Consider the following 21,581-nt stretch of genomic DNA (forward strand, 5'->3'; position numbering starts at 1 on the left):
GGTCATCGGGTCTGGGTCATGAGGTGGGTGAGGCGGTGATGCACGATCGCGAGCAGTCGGCGCTTAGCCATGGACGGTTCGATCTGTTCGGCATCGAGCAGAGCGAGGACGGCGGCCAGGCCCCGGACCAGCAGCCCGATCCGTTCCTGCATCACTTGCAGCTCACGGCGGGTCTGCTCGCACGTCTGGCACGGGCCCTCAGACATCGCGTGGGGGACCTCCTCGGGATCTCGATCAGTCCTGGTTCGGGTTGGCCTTGCGGTCGTGGAGGACGGAATAGATCCACTCGGCGATCAGCACGACGCAGCCGAGGACCAGGAGCGCGGTAGCCATCAGTTACCCGCCTTAATGGCGTCGGAGATGCCCTGGACAACGGCGTTCGAACCGGCCTCTAGGCCGTCGATCATCGGCGGGCCGATGAGCGTGGAAGCCAGCGCGATCCCGAGCAGGATGTTCACGATGGTGGCCGCGATGGTCGACGCGGTGCCCTTGGTCATGAAGAAGGCGATGACGCCCAGGATGAGGACGAGAGGTGCAGTAACCATGACGAGATTCCTTCCGAGAATCAGGCGGCCTCAGCCGGGTCGGCCGGACCAAAGTTGGTGAGCATGTAGACAGGCGCGGCGCCATTGCCCGCGTCGTGGTTGACCTGCTGGACCATCAGGTGCAGGAGCGCGCTCACCGCACGGCGGTGGGCCCGCTTGGCGAGCACGTCGGCCGGGTCTGCGAGCAGGCGGCATTCGGCGTCGACCAGGTCGCGCTCAGCGGCGATCTGCGGCCACTCGGCCTCAATCTCGGCGAGGTCGGAGTGTGTTGGAGAGATGTCCATCGGTAGGTGCCTTCCGTAGGCGTAGGTGACATTGCCTTGCTGCACACTAGGGTGCACTAGGGCAATCTGGTGTGTCAATGCCTCTACGCACACCAGGGCATTTGTGGTTACCTTGGATGCATGATCAGCAGAGACAACGCGACCCCTCTTCACGAGCAGGTCGCCGAGGACATCCGGCAGCGAGTGCGGGACGGCGAGTACGAGGTCGGCGCAAAGCTGCCCCCGCTTCGTGAGCTTCGGGAGGCGTACGGCGTCGCCGAGGTCACTGTTCACAACGCCATTCGCGAGTTGCAGCGCGAAGGCGTCCTCGTGTCGAGCACCGGACGTGGCACGTACGTCAATGCGCTCCCGGGAGGTCAGGAGAGCGTTGACGACGTCGAGCAGCTCCGGCGTGACATGGCGAACCTGTCGAGCCGCGTTGAGCGGCTGGAGAAGCTCGTTGGTGGCGCCGATTCGGCTGGTGCTTGACATGCCTCTAGTCAGCCGTGATCAGGCGTTTCTCACCATGAAGCGGTTGTGCAATCGCAGTGCAATCCGTTGGCTTGTCACCGGGGGAGAGGCGGCGTGCCGATGACGAGCGTTGTCGAGTGGACTACGCGAGAGGCCGACGCGCTGAGAGCCGCTCTGCGGCTCACAAACGAGGAGTTCGCCGAGCAGCTCGGGGTGTCGGCGCGCTCGGTCGCGTTGTGGCGCAAGGGCAGCAACGGCGCGATCTCGCTGCAAATCCAACGGATCTTTGACACGGTCCTAGAGCAAGCCACCGAATCGCAGCGCGCTCGCTTCGCGCAGCTGGCAGGTCTCGGTGAAGCGGCGGGCATCAGAGACGCGATGCGGAGCCGCCTGGACGTCGCGACGAATCTTCACAGTGCGCTCGCCTGGCTCCAGAGCGGCGAGGATGACGACGCGGCCGCCCGTGTGCTTGCAGCGGCGGCTCGGGTTGACGCGGCCGCTGGGCCTCGTTGGCGTATGGCGGAGACCGACCGCTCGGCCGTGGCTCAGAGGCTGCACCAGTACTACGCTGAGGGGTTCGGCGATCACCGGCCGGTGTGTGTCGGGCTCGGCGATGTGGACATCGGCCTCACGATCCTGAGCGCAGCAGATTGGTTCAGCAACCCGCTCGATCTACAGGCGAACGAGTCCGCAAAGCGATTCGCGTACGACCACGCGGCCGCTGTCGTGCCTAAGCCCGACTCGGACACCTGGCGCCGTGCGGCCGAAACCAGGCTTGCTGAGTGTCTGGTCCAGGAGACCCGCTTCGTCGACGGCCAGCTCTACCGGATGACCGGGTGGGAGGCGCAGCCTGACGGCGTACGTACGTCCTTCACCACCGGATCGTTTGCGCAGTACGCGCTCACGGTGGATCTTCTGGAAGCCGAGACGTTCGCGGCCGCGCAGGCCGGGGGAGAGGCGCTCCCTCTGCGCGATCTGATGATGCCGACGGTCGAGTCGGTGCTCACCCCTGGCTCGCGTAACTGCATGGGCGGGGCGCTTGCGCTAACCGCGTTCGCCCGGCCGGCGCAGGGTGCACGCCCCGCCGATTTCGCACTGCTGATCCAGGAGCGCGGGGCGAAGGTCCTCAACGCGTCCGGGCGACTCGCCGTGATCCCGAAGTGCTTCCACGAGCCGACCTCAGAGCCGAGTTGGGAGGTCAGTGTCGGAACTTCGCTCGCGAGAGAACTCGAGGAGGAGCTCTTCGGCAAGGCGGAGGTTGACACCACCCTCGACACACGCCGCACGATCGACCCCATGCACCCCGATCTGCTCACCGGGCCGATGCGTTACCTGACCGAAGCTGGGCCGGACGCCTGGTCAATGGAGTGCACCGGATTCGGCTTCAACCTCCTCACCGGAAACTATGAATTTCCGTGTCTTGTCGCCGTGCACGACGAGGGTTTCTGGCAACGTTGCGGAGGTGACGTCGAGAGCAACTGGGAGTCCGAGCGGATCACCCTCGTCTCGTCTCAGGATGCGGCTGGCCTACGGGCTCTCACGCACAACCCGGCGTGGTCGGACGAGGGTCTCTTCGCGTTCGTCCTCGGCCTGCGACGTCTCCATGAACTGCACCCCGAGCGCGTAGCGCTTCCCCACTTCGAGATTGGATTCGCCCAGTGACGACTGCCTCCGGAAATGCGTACGACGACGGCGCAGAGCGCCGCGGCTGGCTCATCGGCCACTTCATCGACCCCGACACCAGTCCGCTTCATTCGACCGACGTCGAGATCAAGTGGGGCACCCACCAGGCGGGCGAAGAGCGCCACGAGTGGACCGTCGCTAAGGAGGAGGTGCGCACGACAATGGTCATGCTCCTCCGTGGGCACTTTTCCGTTCGTCTACCTGACGGAGACCAGGAGATGAAGCGCGAAGGCGATTTCGTCGTCTTTGGCCCTGGTACTTCGCACTCGTGGCAAGCGTTCGACGATTCGATCGTCCTCACGGTCCGCTGGCCATCTGTCGTCTGAGCGATAAGTCGTGAGTGACGACACCGAGCCCCGTATGGGGCCTAGTACGGACATGGTGGGCGGCGCCCCCCTCATCCAAGGCTTCGGAGTCGAAGGATTCCGCAGTCTGAGATCGATGGCTTACTTCGAGCCCCTCGACAAGGTCACCTTGCTTGCGGGCCAGAACAACGCCGGGAAATCAAACGTGATCCGGTTTCTGAAATCACGGTTGGTATCTCATTACGAGCCACTCGAATTCAACGACCAGCCAAAGCCGGGCCGCGAGGAGGGTGAGTACAGAATTGCGGTCGCTTACACCATCCCTCGTACGGGCAAAGATCTTGAAGCCATTAAGGCCGATCTAACCGAGTATAAGGACGGGTTGCTGGCGTTTCTTGGTTCTCCGGCCTTCCAGCGGGGCGATGACAGGCGTTTCTGGGTTCACTACGTGCCAGAGCCCAATAGTCGCTCGATGCGCCCCAGGTCACGTGGATGGGTCCTTGACGCGGAGCCGTTGCAGGCGGCTTTGAGTGGCATGAGTCCGCCACAGATCGACATCCTGAGAGAGGCAAGGCACAAGCTCGACAGCTTGCGCGCTAGTGAGATTGAAGATGCAGCGGCGTTGTTGAAGTCGCTCTACCCGTTGGATCGGCTACCGCCCGTACAAGTAATCGGAGCCTTTAGAAGGATTGTCGATTTCGATGGGCCTGAGGACCCTAGTCAGATTGCATATGACGGTGCTGGTCTAATTCGTCGGCTCGCCGAGCATCAGAATCCGTTGATAGGGCCGAATCGCGCTCGACTATTGAAGAAGTTCAAGGAGATCAACGAGTTCGTTCAAGACGTATTCGAGGACCGAGAAGTTCGGGTCGAGGTCGCAGGTTCCAAGGAGATCATCGTCCAGCATGCTGGAATTGATCTACCGCTCGACTCCCTCGGCACTGGAGTGCATCAAGTCATCATCCTTGCCGCAGCGGCGACGTTTCTGGATAAGTCTCTGGTTTGCATCGAGGAACCAGAGGTCCACCTCCATCCACTTCTCCAGCGGAAGCTCGTGCGATACCTGACCGAGCACACGACGAACCAATACGTCATCGCTACCCACTCCGCTCACATGCTCGACTACGGCCGAGCTAGTGTGCTCCACTTACGGCACGCGCCCGGGGAGGGCACCACCGTTATTCCCGCGAGCACGGCACAGCAGGTCTCGGACCTTTGCGCAGACCTTGGCTACCGTCCTTCGGACCTCATTCAGTCGAACGCAGTCATCTGGGTTGAGGGCCCCTCCGACCGAATCTACCTGAACCACTGGCTCGACCTCCTGCAGGAGAGTGTTCCTGAAGTCGAACGCATGGTCGAGGGGATCCACTACTCGGTCATGTTCTATGGTGGACGGCTTCTAAAGCACCTGACGGCGAACGAGCCCGAGGTCGCGGAGTTCATATCGCTCCGGCGCCTAGCGCGCCATTCCGCGATCTTGATTGATAGCGACAGGAAAGCCTCCGCGGACAGGATCGATGCGACGAAGAGGCGGGTCCGGGACGAGTTCAACAACGATGCGATGCCAGGCTTCGCATGGATCACCGACTGCCGCACGATCGAGAACTATGTGCCGGTTGAGATCTTGGCCAAGGCCGTAGCACAGTCACACAAAGGGGCCGTTTACGTTCCGCCGACGGACCGTTGGGCCGACCCGCTTGAACTCGATGGGCGGAAATCTCCGGCCGACAAGGTCAAAATCGCTCGTGCGGCGACGGCGATGTGGCCGGGGACGGCGGGTCTGGACCGCTCCCTCAGGAAGCCGGTTCAGAAGACGCTCGATTTCATCAGAGCAGCGAACGGACACGGCGGATAAGTAGCCCGGGCCGTGGACGAGTGGCGAGCGGTGACGACGCAGTGACGGCTGCGCCGGGTGTGAATGGCATGTAGCTCGGAAGCCCGATCCGTGGGCCCACCGTGGGCCCAACGCCATGTATGGTGTCCCGTTCTTGCAGTTGGCTTGAGCACGCCGTGCACGCATTGCGCGCGTATGCACGGTTGATCTCAGAACACACACGATCTGGGGGTCAAGGGGCCGCAGGTTCAAATCCTGTCAGCCCGACAGATTCGCCCCTGACCTGCATCGCGGGTCAGGGGCGTTTTTTGTGTCTGTCCGCGAGGTTCACCACTCTCCGACCGCGCCACGCTACCGATTCGGGTCCGCCGTTATCCGCTACGGGTGATCCGCTGGCCCGCCTTCGCTGTTGTAGTGGAGCAGTCGCGCTCCGATATGTGTCGGGGGCGGAGAAGGGAGATTGCCATGTGTCGTTGGCTCGCATACTCAGGTTCGCCGGTGCTCCTGGAGGACCTTCTGTTCAAGCCGGAGAACTCGCTCGTGGTGCAGAGCAAGCACGCACGGCTGGGAGTGGAAACGGTCAACGGTGACGGCTTCGGTGTCGGCTGGTACGGAGCCCAGGACACCCCGGGGACCTACCACAGCATCGAGCCCGCCTGGAACGACCGCAACCTCCGAGAGCTCTCGGCCCACGCTTCCGCCGGTCGGGTCTTCGCGCACATCCGAGCGACGACCGGCACGGCGGTCCAGCAGACCAACTGCCATCCCTTCCGCCACGGCCGCTGGCTTTGGATGCACAACGGGGCCATCGCCGACTTCCCGTTGCTGAAGCGCGACCTGACCCTGGCCGTCGAGCCCGGGCTGTTCCCCGACATCGAGGGATCGACGGACTCGGAGCTGTTCTTCTTCCTCGCCCTGACCTTCGGACTCCAAGAGAACCCGCCGGAAGCGGTGGCTCAGGCAGTTGGCCTCATCGAGGAGACGGGGCGACGCCACGGAGTCGAATACCCGATCCAGATGTCGGTGGCGACCACCGACGGGGAAACCACGTGGGCATTCCGGTACTCCAGCGAGGGTAGGTCCCGATCGCTGTTCCACAACGCCGACGTCGCCACACTCCGTCTCCAATACCCCGACAACCCAGTACTGCATCAGCTCTCCGATGACGCACGCCTCGTGGTGTCCGAACCGTTGGGGGACTTGCGGGGGGCGTGGCGGGAGGTGCCGGAGTCCTCCTGCCTCATCGTCAAGGGTGGCCGGGAGGAACTGCAGGAGTTCTCACCTTCGCCTGCCCGTGCACCGGACTCACCCTGAATCAGGCCGCGTCGAGACCGCTGAATCACACGAGATGGGTGATGAGAGACAGATCGGACGGCCCTAGGCTGCCAGCGATCCACGACTGGAGGAGGCGGAACCTGCGATGGGAATCTTGCGCGTACGACGAGGCGATGACCCAGACCTGCGTCGGTTCCGGTTGAGGCAGACGCTGTGACGATCCGCGTGCCCGAGCCGGCGACGTCATGACCGACGGTCGGCAGAACAGCAAGAGGCTCCTCGGCCGGGTCGCCGGCGCAGTGACGGAAAGGGTCGTCGACACCGTCGACCCCGATATCGTTCTGGAACACGTCGACCTCAACGCGCTGCTCAGCCGAGTGGACCTCGACGCGGTCCTGGCGCGGGTCGATATCGATGCGTTGCTCGCACGGGTCGACCTCAACACGCTCCTCGCCGACGTAGACCTGGACGCCCTGCTGAGGAACGTCGACCTCGAAGCGCTCGTACGCCGCTCCGGCATCCCCGACATCGTCGCGGAGAGCACCTACTCGATGGCTGGATCCGCCCTCGATCTCGCCCGGCGACAGCTGGTGGGGCTCGACGTCGTCGTCGACCGGATCGTGGACCGGCTGATGCGACGGAGCGAGGACGAGCGACTGGAAGGGCCGCCCAACCTGGTTGCGGCCCGACGAGGGGCGCCCGACCAGGGAACGGCAGCACGATGACCCGCCGGGTGCGCCGCTCGGTGTCCGGACACTATGCGGGAGCGATCAGCAGGGCAGCTGCCGCTGCCATCGACGGCCTTCTCATCGCCGGCCTCTACACGCTGGGCGTCGCCGGGTTCGGCTACCTGCTCGATATGTTCACGTCCACGTCGCTCACCGGCGACCGCTCGACTCTGCTCGGGATCGCTGCCTTCGCGATCTGGGCCTTCTCGTACGTCTTCATCAGCCTCGCCATCACCGGCCGGACGATCGGTAAGGGACTGGCTGGACTGCGCGTCGTACGCGCCGACGGCACTGCACCAGGGGTGCGCACCATGTTCGTCAGGACGCTGGTGTTTCCCTTCAGCGTGATCTTCTTCGGGATCGGCCTGCTCCTGATCGTGGTGCAGCGTGAACATCGTGCTGTGCACGACTTGATCGCCAAGACCTGTGTTGTCTATGACTGGGGAGACCGGAGCGCTGAGATGCCGGGACCACTCTCGGACTTCCTCAACCGCGCCCAATCGGACTCCCCGCAGCCCTGACGACGCCCGCAGGGTGGCCAGTGGTGATGGCGACGGTCGGTTCCCTCAACATCCTGTCCGACGGCATCCGTGATGCTGGCACTCGGCGCCGCGATCCGGGTCGGAACGCCACCCGAGTCATCCACCTCGGATGACGCGTGGACAGGGCTCCGCCGCCGATGATGGCAAGGACGCGGCGCCACAGGGGTGCCCGCAACCAGCAGAGCAGGAGGTGGTGGCATGACCGACCAGATGACCGTGCACGAGAGTGAAACCCTTGACGAGCTCGGCCCTGTCGACTGGATCGTGGTGGAGTTCCCCGGCAGCCGGTTCAACGGCGAGATCGCGCCGACACTGACGGACCTCGTCGACCGAGGGATCATCCGGATCCTCGACCTGCTGATGATCCGTAAGGACGAGGACGGATCGTTCGATGCGTTCGAGATCAGCGACCTCGACGAGGGCGAGATCGGGGGCATCCGGGGCTACGAGACCGAGATGGCCAACCTGCTGAGCCAGGAGGACGTGGAGTCCGTCTCGGCGGCCGTCGAGCCGGGCAGCACCGCCGCGCTGTTGGTCTGGGAGAACACCTGGGCCGCACCGTTCGGATCCGCGGTGCGTCACGCCGGCGGACAGCTCGTCGCGAGTGGCCGTATCCCCGTTCAGGCGATTTTGGCCGCTATCGAAGCAGATCTTGAGGAGGAGGACTGACATGCCATTGCGACGCAGGGCACGACGGGGAGTCATCGGCCCCGCACCAGTTGCCAGAACGGCCGCTGTCGTAGGTACCGCCGCCGTCGTCACCCACGGTGTACGCCGGCGGGGTGATCGCCGCGAGGACCGCCGAGACGACCGCCGAGACCGACGACGTTGACATCCCCTCGACTGATGTCCATCGGCTCCGCCCAGGACCTCCTGGCCTCCATCTGAGCGAGGCAAGGAGCGTACGTTCGTCGATCAGTCGTTGCGCAGACGGACCTCGGACCAGTCGAGCCCGTCGAGATTGACGACGATCGCCTCCTGGGTGGTGCGGGCGATCACGACGACGGCCTCGGTGTCGGTGTCGGGGTTCTCCTCGCGGTGGGGGACCCACGGGGGCACGAAGACGTAGTCGCCGGGGCCGGTCTCCACGCGGGTCTCGACAGGCTCGTCGCCCTCGGTGTCGAGGAAGACGAAGACCGGGTTGCCGGAGACGACGTAGATCGCGGTCTCGGAGGCGCCGTGGTGGTGGTTGGCCGAGGCGGTCGAGGCGGGGACATGGGTCTGGCCCATCCACAGGTTCTTCGCGCCGACGGTCTTGCCGCTGACCGCCTCGAGCCGTCGCATCCCCGAGGTCTGTCCGGTCTGGTCGACCAGACCGGAGGGGGCCACGTGGTGGAGATGCCGGTGGAAGGCGTCGATCTCGGCGGGGACGAGGACACCGCTCGGAGTGCGGATGTAGTCCCCGTCGGAGGACCCGGCGGGTACGTGAACGGCGGACATCAGGCTCCTTTGGCCAGGGTGAGGACGGGGTCGTTGCCCGGCAGGGCGAGCAGCGGTCGCAGGACGGCGGCAACCTGGGCGGCCGTCTCCTTGGGCAGGCCGGGTCGGCTGCAGACGTAGAGCGGCAGAGGCTCCGGCGTTGGGAGGTCAGGCACCCGGACCAGACCTTCGGGAGTCTCGCCGAGGGTTGCCATGAGCGCTACGCCGAGGCCGGCGCCGACTGCTGCCTGAACACCGGCGAGCTGAATGGCCTCGGCGCCGATGGTGGCCGGGATCGAGTGATCGGCGAGCGTCTCCAACGCCCGGCTACGAAGCGCACACGGTTCGTCGAAGGCGACGATGGGCACCGGGCCGGTGGCCACCGGGAGACGCCAGGAGTTCGAGGCGAACCAGGTGAGGGTCAGGTCTCCGACATAGAGGGCCCGGGGATCGTCGGCCTGCTGGATCAGCAGGGCCAGGTCGATGCCACCGGTGGTGAGGCCCTCGCGCAGCTTGTTGCCGCGGTCGATCCGGAATCGGAAGTCGCGCTTCGGCACCGACTGGGACAGCGCTCTGGACACGTTGGGCAACAGCTGCGCGGCGGCGTGCTCGGTCGACCCGATCGTGACCGTGACCGGGGCATCGGTGGGGGAGGGACGGAACTTCGCCACCGTCTCATCATGCAACGCGATGATCCGGCGCGCCTGCGTCAGGAGCACAGCCCCGTCGGCGGTGAACCGGGATCCACGACCTTGCCGCTCGACCAGCGTGCGCCCGATCGCGGCCTCCAGGCGGCGTACGTGCTGGCTGACCGCGCTCTGTGTCAGGTGCAGCGCGGTGGCGGCCCGCTGGAAGCCGCCGAAGTCTGCGACGGCGACGAGGCTGCGCAGAGGGGCGATATCCAGATTCTGACTCATGTCGATCAGAGTAATACACAATTGATGAGCGTTCGTGATGGTTCAGCATCGTGGAACGTCGTTGGACCCGGTGCCATTTGTCTATCAAACTCATAGACATAAGGCTCTCTGGATAGAGGGCCACCGCGGGCTGACAACCGGCCGCGGCTGACCACCACGGAGGCAGCATGTCCCGACGCACGATCAAGCTGGGCGCCGTTCCGTACGGCACCGGCGGTCCGGGCCAGCACCGGCTCTGGCTCGACCCGGAGATCCCGGGCGACGCGAGCGTGAACATCGACTGGTTCATCCAGACGGCCAAGCTCGCCGAGCATGGCCGCTTCGACCTGATGTTCATCGTGGACAGCCAGTTCATCACCCCGCACAGCCCGCCGCACTACCTCAACCGTCTCGAACCGCTCACCCTGCTCTCCGCGGTGGCCACCCACACGAAGCATCTCGGTCTGGTCGGCACCGCGACCACGAGCTTCAACAGCCCGTTCAACCTGGTACGCCGCTTCGCCTCCCTCGACCTGATCAGCCACGGTCGCGCCGGGTGGAACGTGGTCACGACCGGTGACGCCGGTACCGCGACCAATTACGGGCTCGATGAGCACTACGACTACGACACCCGCTACGGCCGCGCCCAGGAGTACGTCGAGCTCGCTCGTGCGTTGTGGGACTCCTACGAGGACGACGCGTTCGTACGCGACCGTGAGACCGCCCGGTTCCTCGACCCCGACAAGCAGCACCCGCTGAATCACGAGGGCACCTACTTCAAGGTCGCCGGCCCGCTTAACCTGCAGCGCAGCCCGCAAGGACATCCGGTCATCTTCCAGGCCGGTGACTCCGACCAGGGCCGCGATCTCGGTGCCTCCGTAGGGGAGGGGATCTTCACCCATGCTCCCGACATCGGCAGCGGCCAGGCGTTCTACGACGACATCAAGACCCGTGCCCGCCGCTTCGGCCGCGACCCGGACGAACTCGTGATCATGCCGGGGGTGAAGGTCGTCGTCGGCGACACTGACGAGGAAGCTCGTGAAATCGAGGCCGCCGACCACGAGCGCGACCACGGCTTCGCGGAGGCCCTTGCCGAGTTCGGCCGCCCCTTCGGCTGGCACGACTTCTGGCAGTACGACCTCGACGCACCGTTCCCGGCCGAGGCGCTCGAGCACGGCGAGCGGTCCTTCTTCACCCAGGCCCAGAAGGTCACCCAGCGCGCGGTCGAGAGCGGCTGGACGCTGCGCCAGACCGTGGAGGCCACCCGCGTCTTCCGCAAGTCGGAGTTCGTCGGCAGCCCCGAGACCGTCGCCACCAAGCTGCAGGAGTGGTGGGAGGCGCGGGCCTGCGACGGCTTCAACATCGGCGTCGATCACCCGGCCAACTTCAAGCGAATCGTGGAGGAGGTCATCCCGATCCTGACCGAGCGTGGCGTCTTCCGCCGCGAGTACGAGGCCACCACCCTGCGCGGAAACCTCGGCCTTCCGGTCCCGGAGAACCGCCACACCCTCGCTCGCCGCACCCCGACGAGCTGACCTCCAGAGCGCTCGGGCGCCGACCCCACACCCACCTCACCGCCAGAGACGACACAGGAAGACCGATCACTCCCATGGCCAACAAGGCACCCGCGTCCATGCGCAAGCTCTCGACCACGTCATCCACGCCGACCCTGAGCCGGCGCAGCCTGCTCGGCCTCACCCTCGGGGCCGCGGCCGTGTTCGCCCTGGAGGCCTGCGGCTCCGAGACCGGGGCCAGCACGTCCGGTGGACGGATCACCTGGGCCTGGCAGCTGCCCACCACCTGGGACCCGGTGAGCTCCTCGGCCGGCTCCGACGTGCAGATGCTGGCGCTGGTCTACGAGGCCATCACCGGCCTCGACGAGAAGGGCAACCCGGTGCCGTGGCTGGCCGAGAAGTGGACGTACAACTCCCAGGGCACGCAGGTGACCTTCACCCTGAAGAAGGGGTTGAGGTTCAGCGACGACACCCCGCTGGACGCCGCGGCGGTGGTCAAGTCCATCGAGCGCGGCCGGACCACCGACGGCTCCCTGATCGCGCCCCAGATGGTCGGGATCACGAAGGTGACCGCCTCCGGCGACCTCGACGTCGTGCTCGACCTGGCCGAGGTCGACTACCAGATCCCGGCCCTGTTCGCGGGCAAGACGGGCATGGTCGTCAACCCGGCCGCCTTCGAGAAGGACGCCGCCTCCCTGGCCACGAAGCCGGCCGGCTCGGGGCCGTTCAGCCTGACCACGTACGTCCAGAACGACCACGCCGAGCTGGTGAAGAACACCCACTTCCAGCTCGCCGACGAGATCAAGGTCGACGAGTTCCATCTCTACCCCCAACCCGACCCGGCCACCGCGGTCGCCTCGGTCCAGTCCGGCCAGTACAACGTCGCCCGCATCTCCGGCGCCCAGGTCGAACAGGCCAGGCAGGCAGGCCTCGAGGTTCAGATCCTCGACTCGATGTTCGTCTCGTGCCTCGACGTGCACGCCGGGATGAAGCCCTTCGACGACCCCGCGGTCGTCGAGGCGCTCAAGCTCGGCATCGACCGGGAGAAGATCAAGAAGGTCGCCAACTTCGACGTCGGCGAGGTCAACTACCAGCTCTTCCCGAAGGGGTACGTCGGCTACAACCCCGAGCTCGAGGGCGTCTACGAGTACAACCCGGAGAAGGCGAAGCAGGTCCTCGCGGACGCCGGCCACACCGGCCCGGTCAAGGGCGAGTTCACCAGCAGCGGCCAGGCCGCGGCCGCCGTCGAGCTGATCCAGGCCCAGCTCAAGGAGATCGGGATCGAGCTCACGATCAAGTCGATCCCGCAGACCCAGCACACCCAGCTCGTCTACATCGAGCACTCCCAGGCGCTCACCTACGACGGTTTCGCGGGCCGCGAGTCGCCGGTGCAGGCCTTCCAGGTCCTCTTCGGCAAGGAGGGTCTGATGAACCCGAACCGCGCCACCGACCCCGCCCTGGAGGCGCAGCTCAAGAAGGTCCGGGCCACCCCGACCGACGACCCCGCCTATCCATCGGTCCTGCAGGAGGCGACCAGGATCGCGATCACCAGCTTCCCCAACACCTTCCTCTACAACGCGCCGCGGATCATCGTTCGCAAGAACGCCTCCGCGCTGCCCGCCTCGCCGAGCCTGCAGCGCTTCGAGGGGGTGACGACCTCGTGAGCGTGGCCCAAGCCACCTCTTCCACCGGCACGTACGCCGACTCGCCCACGGACGCGGCGGCACGACCGACGGCAACGGCCTTCAGCGGCTGGGTCCGCCGCATCCTCAACCTGGTCGCGATCACCGCGGCCGTGCTGCTGCTGGCCTCGGTCATCACCTTCGCGCTCGGGGCGATGGCGAAGACCAACCCGGCCGCGGCGGTGCTCGGCGAGACCGCGACCGAGGCGGACATCGCCCGGCTCGACCATCAGTTCGGTCTCGACCGCCCGCTCGTGGTCCAGTACGCCGACTGGCTCGGCTCCGCGCTGCAAGGTGACCTCGGCGTCTCCTGGTTCACGACCGTCCCGGTCGCCGACAGCATCGCCCAGGCGCTGCCGGTCGACCTCTCCATCGCCCTGCTCGCCATCGTGCTGGCGGTCCTGATCGGCGGAGCGGCCGGGATCGGCGCGGCGCTGAGCAACGGGGGAGTCTTCGACCGAGCGGTCACCATCGTCTGCTCCCTGCTCGGCACGCTGCCGCCGTTCGTGATCGGGATGGCGCTGATCGTGGTCTTCGCGGTCAAGGCCCAGTTGCTTCCCGCCGGCGGATACGTACCGATCGGGGAGAACCCGGCCGAGTGGCTCCGCTTCGCGATCCTGCCCTCCCTCGCGCTCAGCCTCGACGTGGCGGCCTCGATCGCCCGGCAGCTGCGCACATCGCTGGTCGGGGCGCTGCGGGAGAACTATGCGATCGGCGCCCAGATGCGCGGCTTCGGTCGCCGGCGGGTCCTGTTCGGCCACGTCCTGCGCAACGCCGCGGCCCCCACGCTCGCCGTCATCGGCCTGGCGATCCCGCTCGTCATCGGCGGTGCGGTCATGACCGAGAAGCTCTTTGGCCTGCCCGGCATCGCCCAGCTCGCCCTGCAGTCCTCGGAGAAGGGGGACGTACCCGTGGTCCTCGGCACCCTGCTGGTAACCGCAGTCGTCGTGGTCATCGCCAGCCTGGTGGTCAACGTTGCCCAGGCTGCACTCGACCCGGCCGCCCGCGGCACGAAGGGCGGGAAGCGATGAGAACGCTCAAGGCCCTGTGGGCCCAGCCCGCCAGCCGCTTCGCCTTCGCGGTCCTGACCGTGATCGCCTTCCTGGTCGTCTTCGGCGGCGCCCTGGCGCCGTACGACCCGCTGCGGCAATTCAGTGACGAGGTGCTCCAGGCCCCGTCCGGGAAGCACCTGCTCGGCACCGACTACGTCGGACGCGACGTCCTGTCGCGGCTCATGGCCGGCACCCGCCTGTCGGTGGTCGGTGCCCTGGAGGCGGTCGCGATCGCGGCTGTCCTCGGCGTCCCGTCCGGGCTGGCCTCGGCATGGATGGGCAGGGTCGGGGAGTGGGTCTCGCTGCGGATCGCCGACACCCTGATGATCCTGCCGTTCACCGTCTTCGCCATCGCCGTGGCCGGCACCATCGGCAACGGGCTGCAGCAGGCGATGGTCGCTGTCGGCGTCCTGATCAGCCCGATCTTCTTCCGGGTCACCCGGGCGGTGGCCCTCGGCCTTCGCCGGACGCAGTACGTCGAGGCCGCCGAGCTGATGGGCGCGAGCCAGTGGTGGACGCTGCGCAAGCACATCTGGAGCAAGGTGCTTCCCAACGTCGCCGTCGCCGCCGCGCACGCCACCGGCGCCAGCCTGCTGGTCGTGGCCTCGCTCTCGTTCCTCGGGATCGGCGTCCAGCCGCCGGCCCCGACCTGGGGTGGGATGCTCTCAGCCGACCTCGGCTACCTCGCCCAGCAGAGCTGGGCGCCGATCTTCCCGGCGCTCCTGATGATGGCGACCGTCGGCTCCCTCAACATCCTGGCCGACGGCATCCGTGACGCCGGCACCCAGCGCCGCCGCCCGTCCCGGGCACGTTCGCGGAAGGAGACCGTCGATGTCGCAGCCTGAGTTCGACACGTACGCCACCAGCCCCCGCACCCTCACCGTCGAGGACCTGCAGGTCAGCGTCGGAGACCACCTCGTCGCCGTGAACGGCGTCTCCTTCCAGATCCGCCGCGGCGAGGCCGTCGGCCTGGTCGGCGAGTCCGGCAGCGGCAAGACCCTCACCTGCCGCGCCGTCCTCGGGCTGCTGCCCGAGACCGGTGAGGTCGACGCCGGCACCATCACCCTCGGCGAGGGAGCCACCGCCGTCGACCTCACCGGCGCCGCACGCCCCACCTGGGACCGTGTCCGCGGCGCCCGCATCGGCGCCGTCTTCCAGGATCCCGGCTCCTACCTCAACCCCAGCATCAGCGTCGGCCGCCAGCTCGTCGAGCAACTCCGTGTCCGCGGCGGACTCGGCAGGACCGAGGCCCGCGAACGTGCCGTCGAGCTCTTCGGCGAGGTCGGCCTCCACGACCCCGCAGGCGTCTTCCACCACTATCCCCACCAGCTCTCGGGCGGGATGCTCCAGCGCGTCCTGATCGCCATCGCCGTAGCCTGCGATCCCGAGCTGCTCATCGCCGACGAGGCCACCACCGCCCTCGACGCCGTCATCCAGGCCGAGATCCTCGAGCTCATCGCCCGCCTGCGCCGCGACCACGAGCTCTCCCTGCTGCTGGTCACCCACGACCTCGCGGTCGTCGCCGAGACCTGTGACCGGATCCTGGTCATGTACGGCGGGGAGATCGTCGAGTCGGGTCCGACCGAGCAGGTGCTCACCGATCCTCGCCACCCGTACACCCGGGCCCTGCACTCGGTGGCCACCATCGGCGACTGGTCCCGTCGCACCCTCGAGATCATCCCCGGCCAGCCGCCGGCAGCGGGGGAGCGGATGCCGGGTTGCCGGTTCGCCCCGCGCTGCCGGTACGCGGCCCAGGCGTGCCTCGGCGGATCGGTGCCCCTGACCGAGATCGGGCCCGGGCGCAGTGCTCGCTGCGTACGTCTGGACGAGCTGGTCACCGACGCCTCTCCCATCCCGGATCGAATCGAGGCCTCCGCATGAGTACGCCGCTGCTGAGCATCACCGACCTCTCGGTCACCTACGCGCCCCCACGCCAGGGCACGCACCTCGGCACCGGTGCCGCACTGCGAGACGTCAGCCTCGAGGTCCGCCCCGGCGAGATCCTCGGCATCGTCGGCGAGACCGGATCGGGCAAGACGACCCTCGCCCGCGCCACCGTCGGCCTCGTCGCGCCGGCCACCGGGTCGATCGTCTTCGACGGCGCCGACATCGGCGGGCTGACGGGGGCCGCGCAGCGCCGGTTCCGTCGCAGCGGGCAGGTCCAGCTCGTCTTCCAGGACCCGCTGCGTTCTCTCGACCCCGACCTGACCGTCAACCAGATCGTCTCGGAGCCGCTGGCCGTGGGTGGCGTACCCCGCAGCCGGCAGCGCACCCGGGTCGAGGAGGCCATCGGGCTCGTCGGTCTCGACCCGGCCGCCATCGGCGACCGGCTCCCACGCCAGCTCTCCGGCGGTCAGCGGCAACGGATCGCGCTCGCCCGTGCCATCGTCACCCGCCCCAAGCTGCTCTTCTGCGACGAACCGGTCAGCGCCCTGGACGTCTCCAACCGCAACCTCGTCCTCAGCCTGCTGGACCGGCTACGCCGCGAGCTCGGCCTCGCCGTCGTGATCATCGCCCACGACCTGTCCTCCCTGGCCGGGATCGCCGACCGGATCGCCGTCTTCTACCGCAGCCGGCTCGTCGAGACCGGCCCCGTCGAGGAGGTCCTGGCCCGTCCGGCGCACCCCTACACCGGGCTCCTCACCGCCTCCGCGCCCTCGGTCGGCCACGAGGACCGGCTCCGTCCGGCCGACATCCGGCCCGCGCCGGACGCCGATCCCTTCCCCGACGGACCCGGGGCCTGCGTGTTCGCCACCCGGTGCCGGTTCGCCCACGACGCCTGCCGGCAGCAGCCGTCCACCTTGCCGCTGCCCGGTGCCGCCGAGCGGAGCGCCGCCTGCCACATCGCCGCCACCTGGCTCGCCAGGGAACCGGCTTGAGCCGTCCCACCAACAACTCATCGTCAGCGACCTTCCGGCACTCCGCCGGCAGACGAAAGGACCGAGCATGACCTACGACAACGTCGAGATCCTCGGCATGATCGGCACCGCCGACGCCTCAGAGATCCGTCCGTCCGACGGCACCGTCATCGACCCCGACTACACCGCCCGCTTCGCCCAGGCGCACGAGGACGGCGGCTTCGACCGCGTCCTGATCGGCTACGGCTCCGGCTGGTCCGAGGGCACCCAGGTGGCCGCGTACGCCGCCGCCCGCACCGAGCGGCTCGGCCTGCTCATCGCCCACCGGCCCGGAGTCGTGCACCCGACCCTGGCCTCGCGGACCTTCACCACGCTCGACCAGTTCTCCAACGGCCGGGTCGCGCTCAACATCGTCACCGGCAGCAGCGACGTCGAGCAGCGACGCGAGGGCGACTTCGTCCCCCACGACGAGAGGTACGCCCGCACCGACGAGTACCTCCAGATCCTCCGGGCCGGATGGGACACCAAGGGCCCGCGTGACTACGAGGGCACCTACTACCGCTTCGAGGGATTCACGCCCCAGGTCTTCCCCTACGCGGACCGCCACCTGGAGCTCTTCTTCGGCGGCAGCTCCCCGGCGGCGTACGTCGTCGGAGCCAAGCACGCGGACACGTACATGCTCTGGGGTGAGCCGTTGAAGCAGACCGGCGATCAGATCGCCACCATCACCGAGAAGGCCGCCGAGGCCGGCCGTACGCAGCGCCCCAGGGTCTCGGTCTCCTTCCGGCCGATCCTCGGCAAGACCGATGAGACCGCCTGGGAGCGCGCCCACAGCATCCTCGACACGGTCAACGGCGAGATCGGCGCCCAGTTCAAGCAGAAGGTCAACAAGCTGCACCCGCAGGGGGCCGCCCCGGAGAACGCCGGCTCGCAGCGGTTGCTCGCCGTCGCGGAGACCGGTGACCTCCACGACCGCTGCCTGTGGACCCCGACCACCAAGGCCGTCGGTGGAGGCGGCAACTCCACCGCCCTGGTCGGGTCACCGGAGACCGTGGCCGCCGCGATCCTCGACTACGTCGAGATCGGCGTGAACACCGTACTCATCCGTGGCTACGACCCGCTCCAGGACGCCATCGACTACGGCCGCGACCTGCTCCCGCTGGTCCGCCAGGAGCTCGCCCACCGCGCCGCCCGGACTCGCGTCGCGATCTGAGCCTTCTTCGGGCGCAGGATCCACTTCCTCCGACAGGAGCAACACATGACCATCGTCACCCAGACCACCATCCCCACCGCCTGGGACGAGCCGCCCGGGGGCACCCCGCGTTGCACCCTGATCGTCCTGACCGGACGCGGGGAGACCGCGGCGACCTACCAGCGCTTCGGCAGACGACTCTCCGCCGACGCCTACAAGGTGCGGCTCGTCGAGACCGACCTGAGCGACCTGGGCGCGGCACGCGCCGAGATCGAACGACACCTGGCCGACGCGTCGCTGCCGGCGCCCAAGGTGCTGGTCGGCAGCGATGCGGGAGCCACCCTGGCCGCGACAGTGATCAACGACGTCACCGCGGACGCCGCCGTCATCGCCGGGATCGCGCTGCCTGAGTCGGCCACCATCGATGGCTGGGGGGACGAGGTCGAGGCCCGCAGCGCCTGCCCGGTCCACCGCAAGGTGATCGGGGAGGACGACGGCTTCGGCAGGGGAGCGCTGAGCGCGAACCTTCCTGGCGAGTGGTCCGACCTGAGCCTCCCGGTCCCCGAGAAGCCTGTGCTGGTCGTGCACGGCGACGCCGACCCGGTCACCCCGGCCGAGCAGGTGATCAAGGCGTACGCGGAGGCCCCCGCCGTCCACCGCCGGCTCGTCGCCGGTGGGCGCCACGACATCCTCAACGACCTCTCCCACCGCTCCGTCGCGGCCACGATCGTCACCTTCCTCGAGTCGCTCAAGCTCGGCAGCGACCTCCCTGCCATCGTCTACAAGGCGTAGGAGACTCCCGATGACCGTCTCGCCCCTGCCCACCAACCAGGACCTCGACCCCGCCGCCTTGCGCAAGGCGTTCGGCATCTTCCCGACCGGGGTGGTCGCCGTGGCCGCGCAGGTGGACGGTCGGCCGACCGGCCTGGCTGCCTCCTCCTTCACGAGCGTGAGCCTCGATCCACCACTGGTCTCGTTCTCGGTCGCCGCGACATCGAAGACGTGGCCCGATCTACGCCGGGCCTCGCATCTGGGCGTCACCGTGCTGGCCGAGCACCAGGGCGACGCCTGCCGCCGGCTGGCGGGACCGGTCGAGCATCGCTTCGACGGCGCCGCGTACACCGTGACCGAGGATGGCGCCGTCGCACTGGATGACGGGCTGGCCCTCTTCGACTGCACGATCTACCGCGAGGTCGAGGCGGGAGACCACATCATCGTGCTGCTTCGACTGCACGCGGTGGCTCACCCCGACGCCGGCAGCCCGCTGATCTTCCACCGCAGCGGTTTCGGGAGGCTCGCCGACACGGCGTGAACCGCTGCTTCGCGATCAAGAGTGCAGCTGCAGGCTGAGGAGGCGTTTGGTCGCGCGCGTCTGGGCGACGTAGAGGTCGCGCGGACCGGCGTCACCGGCGGCTCGTACGCCCGCAGGGTCGACGATGATCACGGTGTCGAACTCCAGCCCACGAGCCTCGGGGGCGGCGACGATGGTGGCGCCGACTCTGTGCACCTCGGCCTCCAGAGCCTGCGAGCGCTCGGTGGTGGCGATGACTCCGATCAACTCGCCCGGGTGCTCGTCGGCGATCTCGGTGATCAGGGTGCTCAGCGTGGAGCGGAGGGTCTCCTCGGTCACTTCGAGGATGCGTGGCTGCTCTCCGTGACGGATGGATCTGGAGAGCTGCTGATCCGGGGCGATCTCGGCCAGCAGCGGTTCGGTGGCAAGCAGGATCTCGGTCGTCGTACGGTAGTTGACCGTCAGTCTGTGGTGAGCGAACCGCTCGCCGACGAACGGCTTCAGGGCCTCGTCCCAGGTCCGAAGGGTGGTCGAGGGGCCCGCCTGGGCAAGATCGCCGACGACCGTCATCGACCGGTTCGGGCAGCGGCGCATCAGCGCGCGCCACTGCATCTCGGAGAGCTGCTGGGCCTCGTCCACCACGATGTGGCCGTAGATCGACTCCGGTGCGCCGTCGACGAGGGCGCGAGCCTCGTCCAGGAGAGCGAGGTCTGAGTCGCTCCACCCATCGCTGCGGCCGACGCCGAGATTGTTCAGGAGGTCGCGGACGAGATCGTCGGCGACGAGTCGGGGCCAGACCCGGGTGATCGCTCGATCGATGGACGGGTCGCCGAGGAGATCGTCGCGGATGCTGTCCCAGTCGATGTCCAGATCATCCGTGGAGGCGTCGTTGCCCGTGAAGCGGTCGAGATCGATGCCCAGATGCGCTTCCAATTCGGCCTCAAAGTCGGAGATCTCCTTCGCCGTGCGCCGTTCCAGCTCGTTGACCAGGTCGTCGACGACGTACTCGGTGAAGAGCTCGCGAGCGCGGTTGTGCCCGATGTCCTCCTGCAGCGCCTGGCGCCGGGCGGCGTCGACCACGGCCGACTCGAGTCTCACCGTGTCATGGGTCGTCTTCAGCTCCAGCGGTACGCCGTGGGGCTGGTGCTGCCGCACCAACCGAGCGAGGCCGTCGGCGAGCGCCGCGCGGCCCTTGGCCCTCGCGATGTGGTCCGGCTCGGTCCGCGTCGCCTCCACGCCCACCAGATCGGGCATGGTCGCCAGCCGTACGTCGTTCTCGCCGAGCGAGGGCAGCACCTCGGAGATGTAGGTGAGGAACCGTCGGTTCGGCCCGAAGACGAGCACACCTTGGTCGGCGATCGACGGGAAGGCGTACAACACGTAGGCCGCGCGGTGCAGGGCGACGATGGTTTTGCCGGTGCCGGGACCGCCGTCGACCACCATGACGCCGCGATGGGGAGACCGTACGATCTCGTCCTGCTCAGCCTGAAGGGTCGCCGCGGCCTCGTGCATCCGCCCGGTCCGCGCCGTGCTCAAGGCCGCGACGAGCGGGCCGTCCCCGACGAGATCCACGGCTGTCGGCGACGTACCGTCGAGAATCTCGTCGTTGACATCGACGACATTGCGGCCGTCGAGGCGTAAGTGGCGGCGCCTGCGTACGCCCATCGGTGCGGCCATCGTCGCCGCGTAGAACGGGCGCGCAGCCTCGGCCCGCCAGTCGATCAGCAGCGGGTTGCCGCCCTCTGTGCGCAGCCCGATCCGACCGATGTGCAAAGACTCGCGATGATCCGAGCGGTCGATCCGCCCGAAGCACAGCGAGTGCTCGGCCGCCTGCAGCTGTCGGATGCTCTCGGTGAGCCGCTCGACCTCGAGGTCCCTGGCATACCGCTCGCTGGCCCCATCGACAGGCGCCGCGACCGCCCGATCCTGTGCTGCCCGTCTCGCCATCACCTCGCTGTGAAGAAGCGCGTACATCGCGTCGACCGACCGCTGCTCCTCCTCGACCTGACCGACCCTGCCCTGCTCGCCCAC

At 67.6% G+C, this 21,581-nt stretch carries 23 protein-coding genes; 17 read left to right on the forward strand and 6 right to left on the reverse strand.

Features of this window, described 5'->3' with window-relative positions; all coding sequences use genetic code 11:
- Nucleotides 1-2: 2 nt before the first annotated feature.
- The 3 genes from ABZU72_RS02215 to ABZU72_RS02225 all read right to left on the reverse strand — a co-directional run bounded on the left by ABZU72_RS02215 (nucleotide 3) and on the right by ABZU72_RS02225 (nucleotide 829).
- Nucleotides 3-206, reverse strand: coding sequence for a hypothetical protein (locus ABZU72_RS02215; protein ID WP_355017271.1), 204 nt, complete (start codon nucleotides 204-206; stop codon nucleotides 3-5).
- 126 nt (nucleotides 207-332) lie between these two features.
- Nucleotides 333-545 carry a hypothetical protein gene (locus ABZU72_RS02220; RefSeq protein ID WP_355017272.1) on the reverse strand — a complete coding sequence of 71 codons (213 nt, stop codon included), beginning with the start codon at nucleotides 543-545 and terminating at the stop codon, nucleotides 333-335.
- 20 nt (nucleotides 546-565) lie between these two features.
- Nucleotides 566-829, reverse strand: a complete 264-nt coding sequence (locus tag ABZU72_RS02225; protein ID WP_355017273.1) for a DUF6284 family protein — start codon at nucleotides 827-829, stop codon at nucleotides 566-568.
- A gap of 120 nt (nucleotides 830-949) precedes the next feature.
- Between ABZU72_RS02225 and ABZU72_RS02230 the strand changes: the two genes are divergently transcribed.
- From ABZU72_RS02230 to ABZU72_RS02265, 8 genes are all read left to right on the forward strand, one after another.
- Nucleotides 950-1,297, forward strand: a complete 348-nt coding sequence (locus tag ABZU72_RS02230) for a GntR family transcriptional regulator (protein WP_355017274.1) — start codon at nucleotides 950-952, stop codon at nucleotides 1,295-1,297.
- A gap of 102 nt (nucleotides 1,298-1,399) precedes the next feature.
- Nucleotides 1,400-2,941, forward strand: coding sequence for a hypothetical protein (locus ABZU72_RS02235; protein WP_355017275.1), 1,542 nt, complete (start codon nucleotides 1,400-1,402; stop codon nucleotides 2,939-2,941).
- A complete protein-coding gene (locus ABZU72_RS02240; RefSeq protein WP_355017276.1) occupies nucleotides 2,938-3,288 on the forward strand; it encodes a hypothetical protein in 351 nt (116 codons plus the stop codon). Before ABZU72_RS02235 ends, ABZU72_RS02240 begins: the two co-directional genes overlap by 4 nt.
- A 115-nt stretch (nucleotides 3,289-3,403) precedes the next feature.
- Nucleotides 3,404-5,122: an AAA family ATPase gene (locus tag ABZU72_RS02245; RefSeq protein WP_355017277.1), complete on the forward strand. Its 1,719-nt coding sequence runs from the start codon at nucleotides 3,404-3,406 to the stop codon at nucleotides 5,120-5,122.
- A gap of 393 nt (nucleotides 5,123-5,515) precedes the next feature.
- Entirely contained in the window at nucleotides 5,516-6,415 is a 900-nt protein-coding gene (locus ABZU72_RS02250) for a class II glutamine amidotransferase (RefSeq protein WP_355017278.1), read from the forward strand.
- A 206-nt stretch (nucleotides 6,416-6,621) separates the two neighbouring features.
- A complete protein-coding gene (locus ABZU72_RS02255) occupies nucleotides 6,622-7,101 on the forward strand; it encodes a hypothetical protein (protein WP_355017279.1) in 480 nt (159 codons plus the stop codon).
- Nucleotides 7,098-7,625 carry an RDD family protein gene (locus tag ABZU72_RS02260; RefSeq protein WP_355017280.1) on the forward strand — a complete coding sequence of 176 codons (528 nt, stop codon included), beginning with the start codon at nucleotides 7,098-7,100 and terminating at the stop codon, nucleotides 7,623-7,625. The genes ABZU72_RS02255 and ABZU72_RS02260 overlap by 4 nt, the downstream gene beginning before the upstream one ends.
- 219 nt (nucleotides 7,626-7,844) lie before the next feature.
- On the forward strand, nucleotides 7,845-8,315 hold the full coding sequence (locus tag ABZU72_RS02265; protein ID WP_355017281.1) for a DUF6325 family protein: 471 nt from the start codon (nucleotides 7,845-7,847) through the stop codon (nucleotides 8,313-8,315).
- A gap of 246 nt (nucleotides 8,316-8,561) precedes the next feature.
- Here the strand turns inward: ABZU72_RS02265 and ABZU72_RS02270 are convergent, their stop codons facing one another.
- Together ABZU72_RS02270 and ABZU72_RS02275 are read right to left on the reverse strand one after the other, a co-directional pair.
- Complete coding sequence (locus ABZU72_RS02270; RefSeq protein ID WP_355017282.1) at nucleotides 8,562-9,086, reverse strand: cupin domain-containing protein; 525 nt, start codon at nucleotides 9,084-9,086, stop codon at nucleotides 8,562-8,564.
- Nucleotides 9,086-9,982 (reverse strand): LysR family transcriptional regulator, encoded by an 897-nt coding sequence (locus ABZU72_RS02275; RefSeq protein WP_355017283.1) that lies wholly within the window; start codon nucleotides 9,980-9,982, stop codon nucleotides 9,086-9,088. Before ABZU72_RS02275 ends, ABZU72_RS02270 begins: the two co-directional genes overlap by 1 nt.
- Nucleotides 9,983-10,149: 167 nt before the next feature.
- On the opposite strand from ABZU72_RS02275, the gene ABZU72_RS02280 reads away from it, so the two are divergent.
- The 9 genes from ABZU72_RS02280 to ABZU72_RS02320 all read left to right on the forward strand — a co-directional run bounded on the left by ABZU72_RS02280 (nucleotide 10,150) and on the right by ABZU72_RS02320 (nucleotide 19,571).
- A complete protein-coding gene (locus ABZU72_RS02280) occupies nucleotides 10,150-11,496 on the forward strand; it encodes an LLM class flavin-dependent oxidoreductase (RefSeq protein WP_355017284.1) in 1,347 nt (448 codons plus the stop codon).
- A 74-nt stretch (nucleotides 11,497-11,570) separates the two neighbouring features.
- A complete protein-coding gene (locus ABZU72_RS02285) occupies nucleotides 11,571-13,139 on the forward strand; it encodes an ABC transporter substrate-binding protein (protein ID WP_355017285.1) in 1,569 nt (522 codons plus the stop codon).
- A complete protein-coding gene (locus ABZU72_RS02290; RefSeq protein ID WP_355017286.1) occupies nucleotides 13,136-14,188 on the forward strand; it encodes an ABC transporter permease in 1,053 nt (350 codons plus the stop codon). The genes ABZU72_RS02285 and ABZU72_RS02290 overlap by 4 nt, the downstream gene beginning before the upstream one ends.
- Nucleotides 14,185-15,054 (forward strand): ABC transporter permease, encoded by an 870-nt coding sequence (locus ABZU72_RS02295; RefSeq protein WP_355017287.1) that lies wholly within the window; start codon nucleotides 14,185-14,187, stop codon nucleotides 15,052-15,054. The genes ABZU72_RS02290 and ABZU72_RS02295 overlap by 4 nt, the downstream gene beginning before the upstream one ends.
- The gene (locus ABZU72_RS02300) at nucleotides 15,041-16,090 is read left to right on the forward strand and encodes an ABC transporter ATP-binding protein (RefSeq protein WP_355017288.1); all 1,050 of its coding nucleotides are present in this window, start codon (nucleotides 15,041-15,043) and stop codon (nucleotides 16,088-16,090) included. The genes ABZU72_RS02295 and ABZU72_RS02300 overlap by 14 nt, the downstream gene beginning before the upstream one ends.
- Nucleotides 16,087-17,088, forward strand: coding sequence for an ABC transporter ATP-binding protein (locus ABZU72_RS02305; RefSeq protein ID WP_355017289.1), 1,002 nt, complete (start codon nucleotides 16,087-16,089; stop codon nucleotides 17,086-17,088). The genes ABZU72_RS02300 and ABZU72_RS02305 overlap by 4 nt, the downstream gene beginning before the upstream one ends.
- 67 nt (nucleotides 17,089-17,155) lie before the next feature.
- Complete coding sequence (locus tag ABZU72_RS02310; RefSeq protein ID WP_355017290.1) at nucleotides 17,156-18,280, forward strand: LLM class flavin-dependent oxidoreductase; 1,125 nt, start codon at nucleotides 17,156-17,158, stop codon at nucleotides 18,278-18,280.
- A 45-nt stretch (nucleotides 18,281-18,325) separates the two neighbouring features.
- Nucleotides 18,326-19,051: an alpha/beta hydrolase gene (locus ABZU72_RS02315; RefSeq protein ID WP_355017291.1), complete on the forward strand. Its 726-nt coding sequence runs from the start codon at nucleotides 18,326-18,328 to the stop codon at nucleotides 19,049-19,051.
- Between the two features lie 10 nt (nucleotides 19,052-19,061).
- Nucleotides 19,062-19,571: a flavin reductase family protein gene (locus tag ABZU72_RS02320; RefSeq protein ID WP_355017292.1), complete on the forward strand. Its 510-nt coding sequence runs from the start codon at nucleotides 19,062-19,064 to the stop codon at nucleotides 19,569-19,571.
- Nucleotides 19,572-19,586: 15 nt separating this feature from the next.
- Here the strand turns inward: ABZU72_RS02320 and ABZU72_RS02325 are convergent, their stop codons facing one another.
- The gene (locus tag ABZU72_RS02325; RefSeq protein ID WP_355017293.1) at nucleotides 19,587-21,581 is read right to left on the reverse strand and encodes an AAA family ATPase; all 1,995 of its coding nucleotides are present in this window, start codon (nucleotides 21,579-21,581) and stop codon (nucleotides 19,587-19,589) included.

It is taken from the genome of Nocardioides sp. NPDC004968 (assembly GCF_040608935.1).
Lineage (GTDB): Bacteria > Actinomycetota > Actinomycetes > Propionibacteriales > Nocardioidaceae > Nocardioides.

Excerpts from the sequence above, each read along its gene's own strand:
- ABZU72_RS02215 (WP_355017271.1), bottom strand. The coding sequence starts at position 206 with ATGTCTGAGGGCCCGTGCCAGACGTGCGAGCAGACCCGCCGTGAGCTG.
- ABZU72_RS02220 (WP_355017272.1), bottom strand. The coding sequence starts at position 545 with ATGGTTACTGCACCTCTCGTCCTCATCCTGGGCGTCATCGCCTTCTTC.
- ABZU72_RS02225 (WP_355017273.1), bottom strand. The coding sequence starts at position 829 with ATGGACATCTCTCCAACACACTCCGACCTCGCCGAGATTGAGGCCGAG.
- ABZU72_RS02230 (WP_355017274.1), top strand. The coding sequence starts at position 950 with ATGATCAGCAGAGACAACGCGACCCCTCTTCACGAGCAGGTCGCCGAG.
- ABZU72_RS02235 (WP_355017275.1), top strand. The coding sequence starts at position 1,400 with ATGACGAGCGTTGTCGAGTGGACTACGCGAGAGGCCGACGCGCTGAGA.
- ABZU72_RS02245 (WP_355017277.1), top strand. The coding sequence starts at position 3,404 with ATGGCTTACTTCGAGCCCCTCGACAAGGTCACCTTGCTTGCGGGCCAG.
- ABZU72_RS02255 (WP_355017279.1), top strand. The coding sequence starts at position 6,622 with ATGACCGACGGTCGGCAGAACAGCAAGAGGCTCCTCGGCCGGGTCGCC.
- ABZU72_RS02260 (WP_355017280.1), top strand. The coding sequence starts at position 7,098 with ATGACCCGCCGGGTGCGCCGCTCGGTGTCCGGACACTATGCGGGAGCG.
- ABZU72_RS02265 (WP_355017281.1), top strand. The coding sequence starts at position 7,845 with ATGACCGACCAGATGACCGTGCACGAGAGTGAAACCCTTGACGAGCTC.
- ABZU72_RS02270 (WP_355017282.1), bottom strand. The coding sequence starts at position 9,086 with ATGTCCGCCGTTCACGTACCCGCCGGGTCCTCCGACGGGGACTACATC.
- ABZU72_RS02275 (WP_355017283.1), bottom strand. The coding sequence starts at position 9,982 with ATGAGTCAGAATCTGGATATCGCCCCTCTGCGCAGCCTCGTCGCCGTC.
- ABZU72_RS02280 (WP_355017284.1), top strand. The coding sequence starts at position 10,150 with ATGTCCCGACGCACGATCAAGCTGGGCGCCGTTCCGTACGGCACCGGC.
- ABZU72_RS02285 (WP_355017285.1), top strand. The coding sequence starts at position 11,571 with ATGGCCAACAAGGCACCCGCGTCCATGCGCAAGCTCTCGACCACGTCA.
- ABZU72_RS02295 (WP_355017287.1), top strand. The coding sequence starts at position 14,185 with ATGAGAACGCTCAAGGCCCTGTGGGCCCAGCCCGCCAGCCGCTTCGCC.
- ABZU72_RS02300 (WP_355017288.1), top strand. The coding sequence starts at position 15,041 with ATGTCGCAGCCTGAGTTCGACACGTACGCCACCAGCCCCCGCACCCTC.
- ABZU72_RS02305 (WP_355017289.1), top strand. The coding sequence starts at position 16,087 with ATGAGTACGCCGCTGCTGAGCATCACCGACCTCTCGGTCACCTACGCG.
- ABZU72_RS02310 (WP_355017290.1), top strand. The coding sequence starts at position 17,156 with ATGACCTACGACAACGTCGAGATCCTCGGCATGATCGGCACCGCCGAC.
- ABZU72_RS02315 (WP_355017291.1), top strand. The coding sequence starts at position 18,326 with ATGACCATCGTCACCCAGACCACCATCCCCACCGCCTGGGACGAGCCG.
- ABZU72_RS02320 (WP_355017292.1), top strand. The coding sequence starts at position 19,062 with ATGACCGTCTCGCCCCTGCCCACCAACCAGGACCTCGACCCCGCCGCC.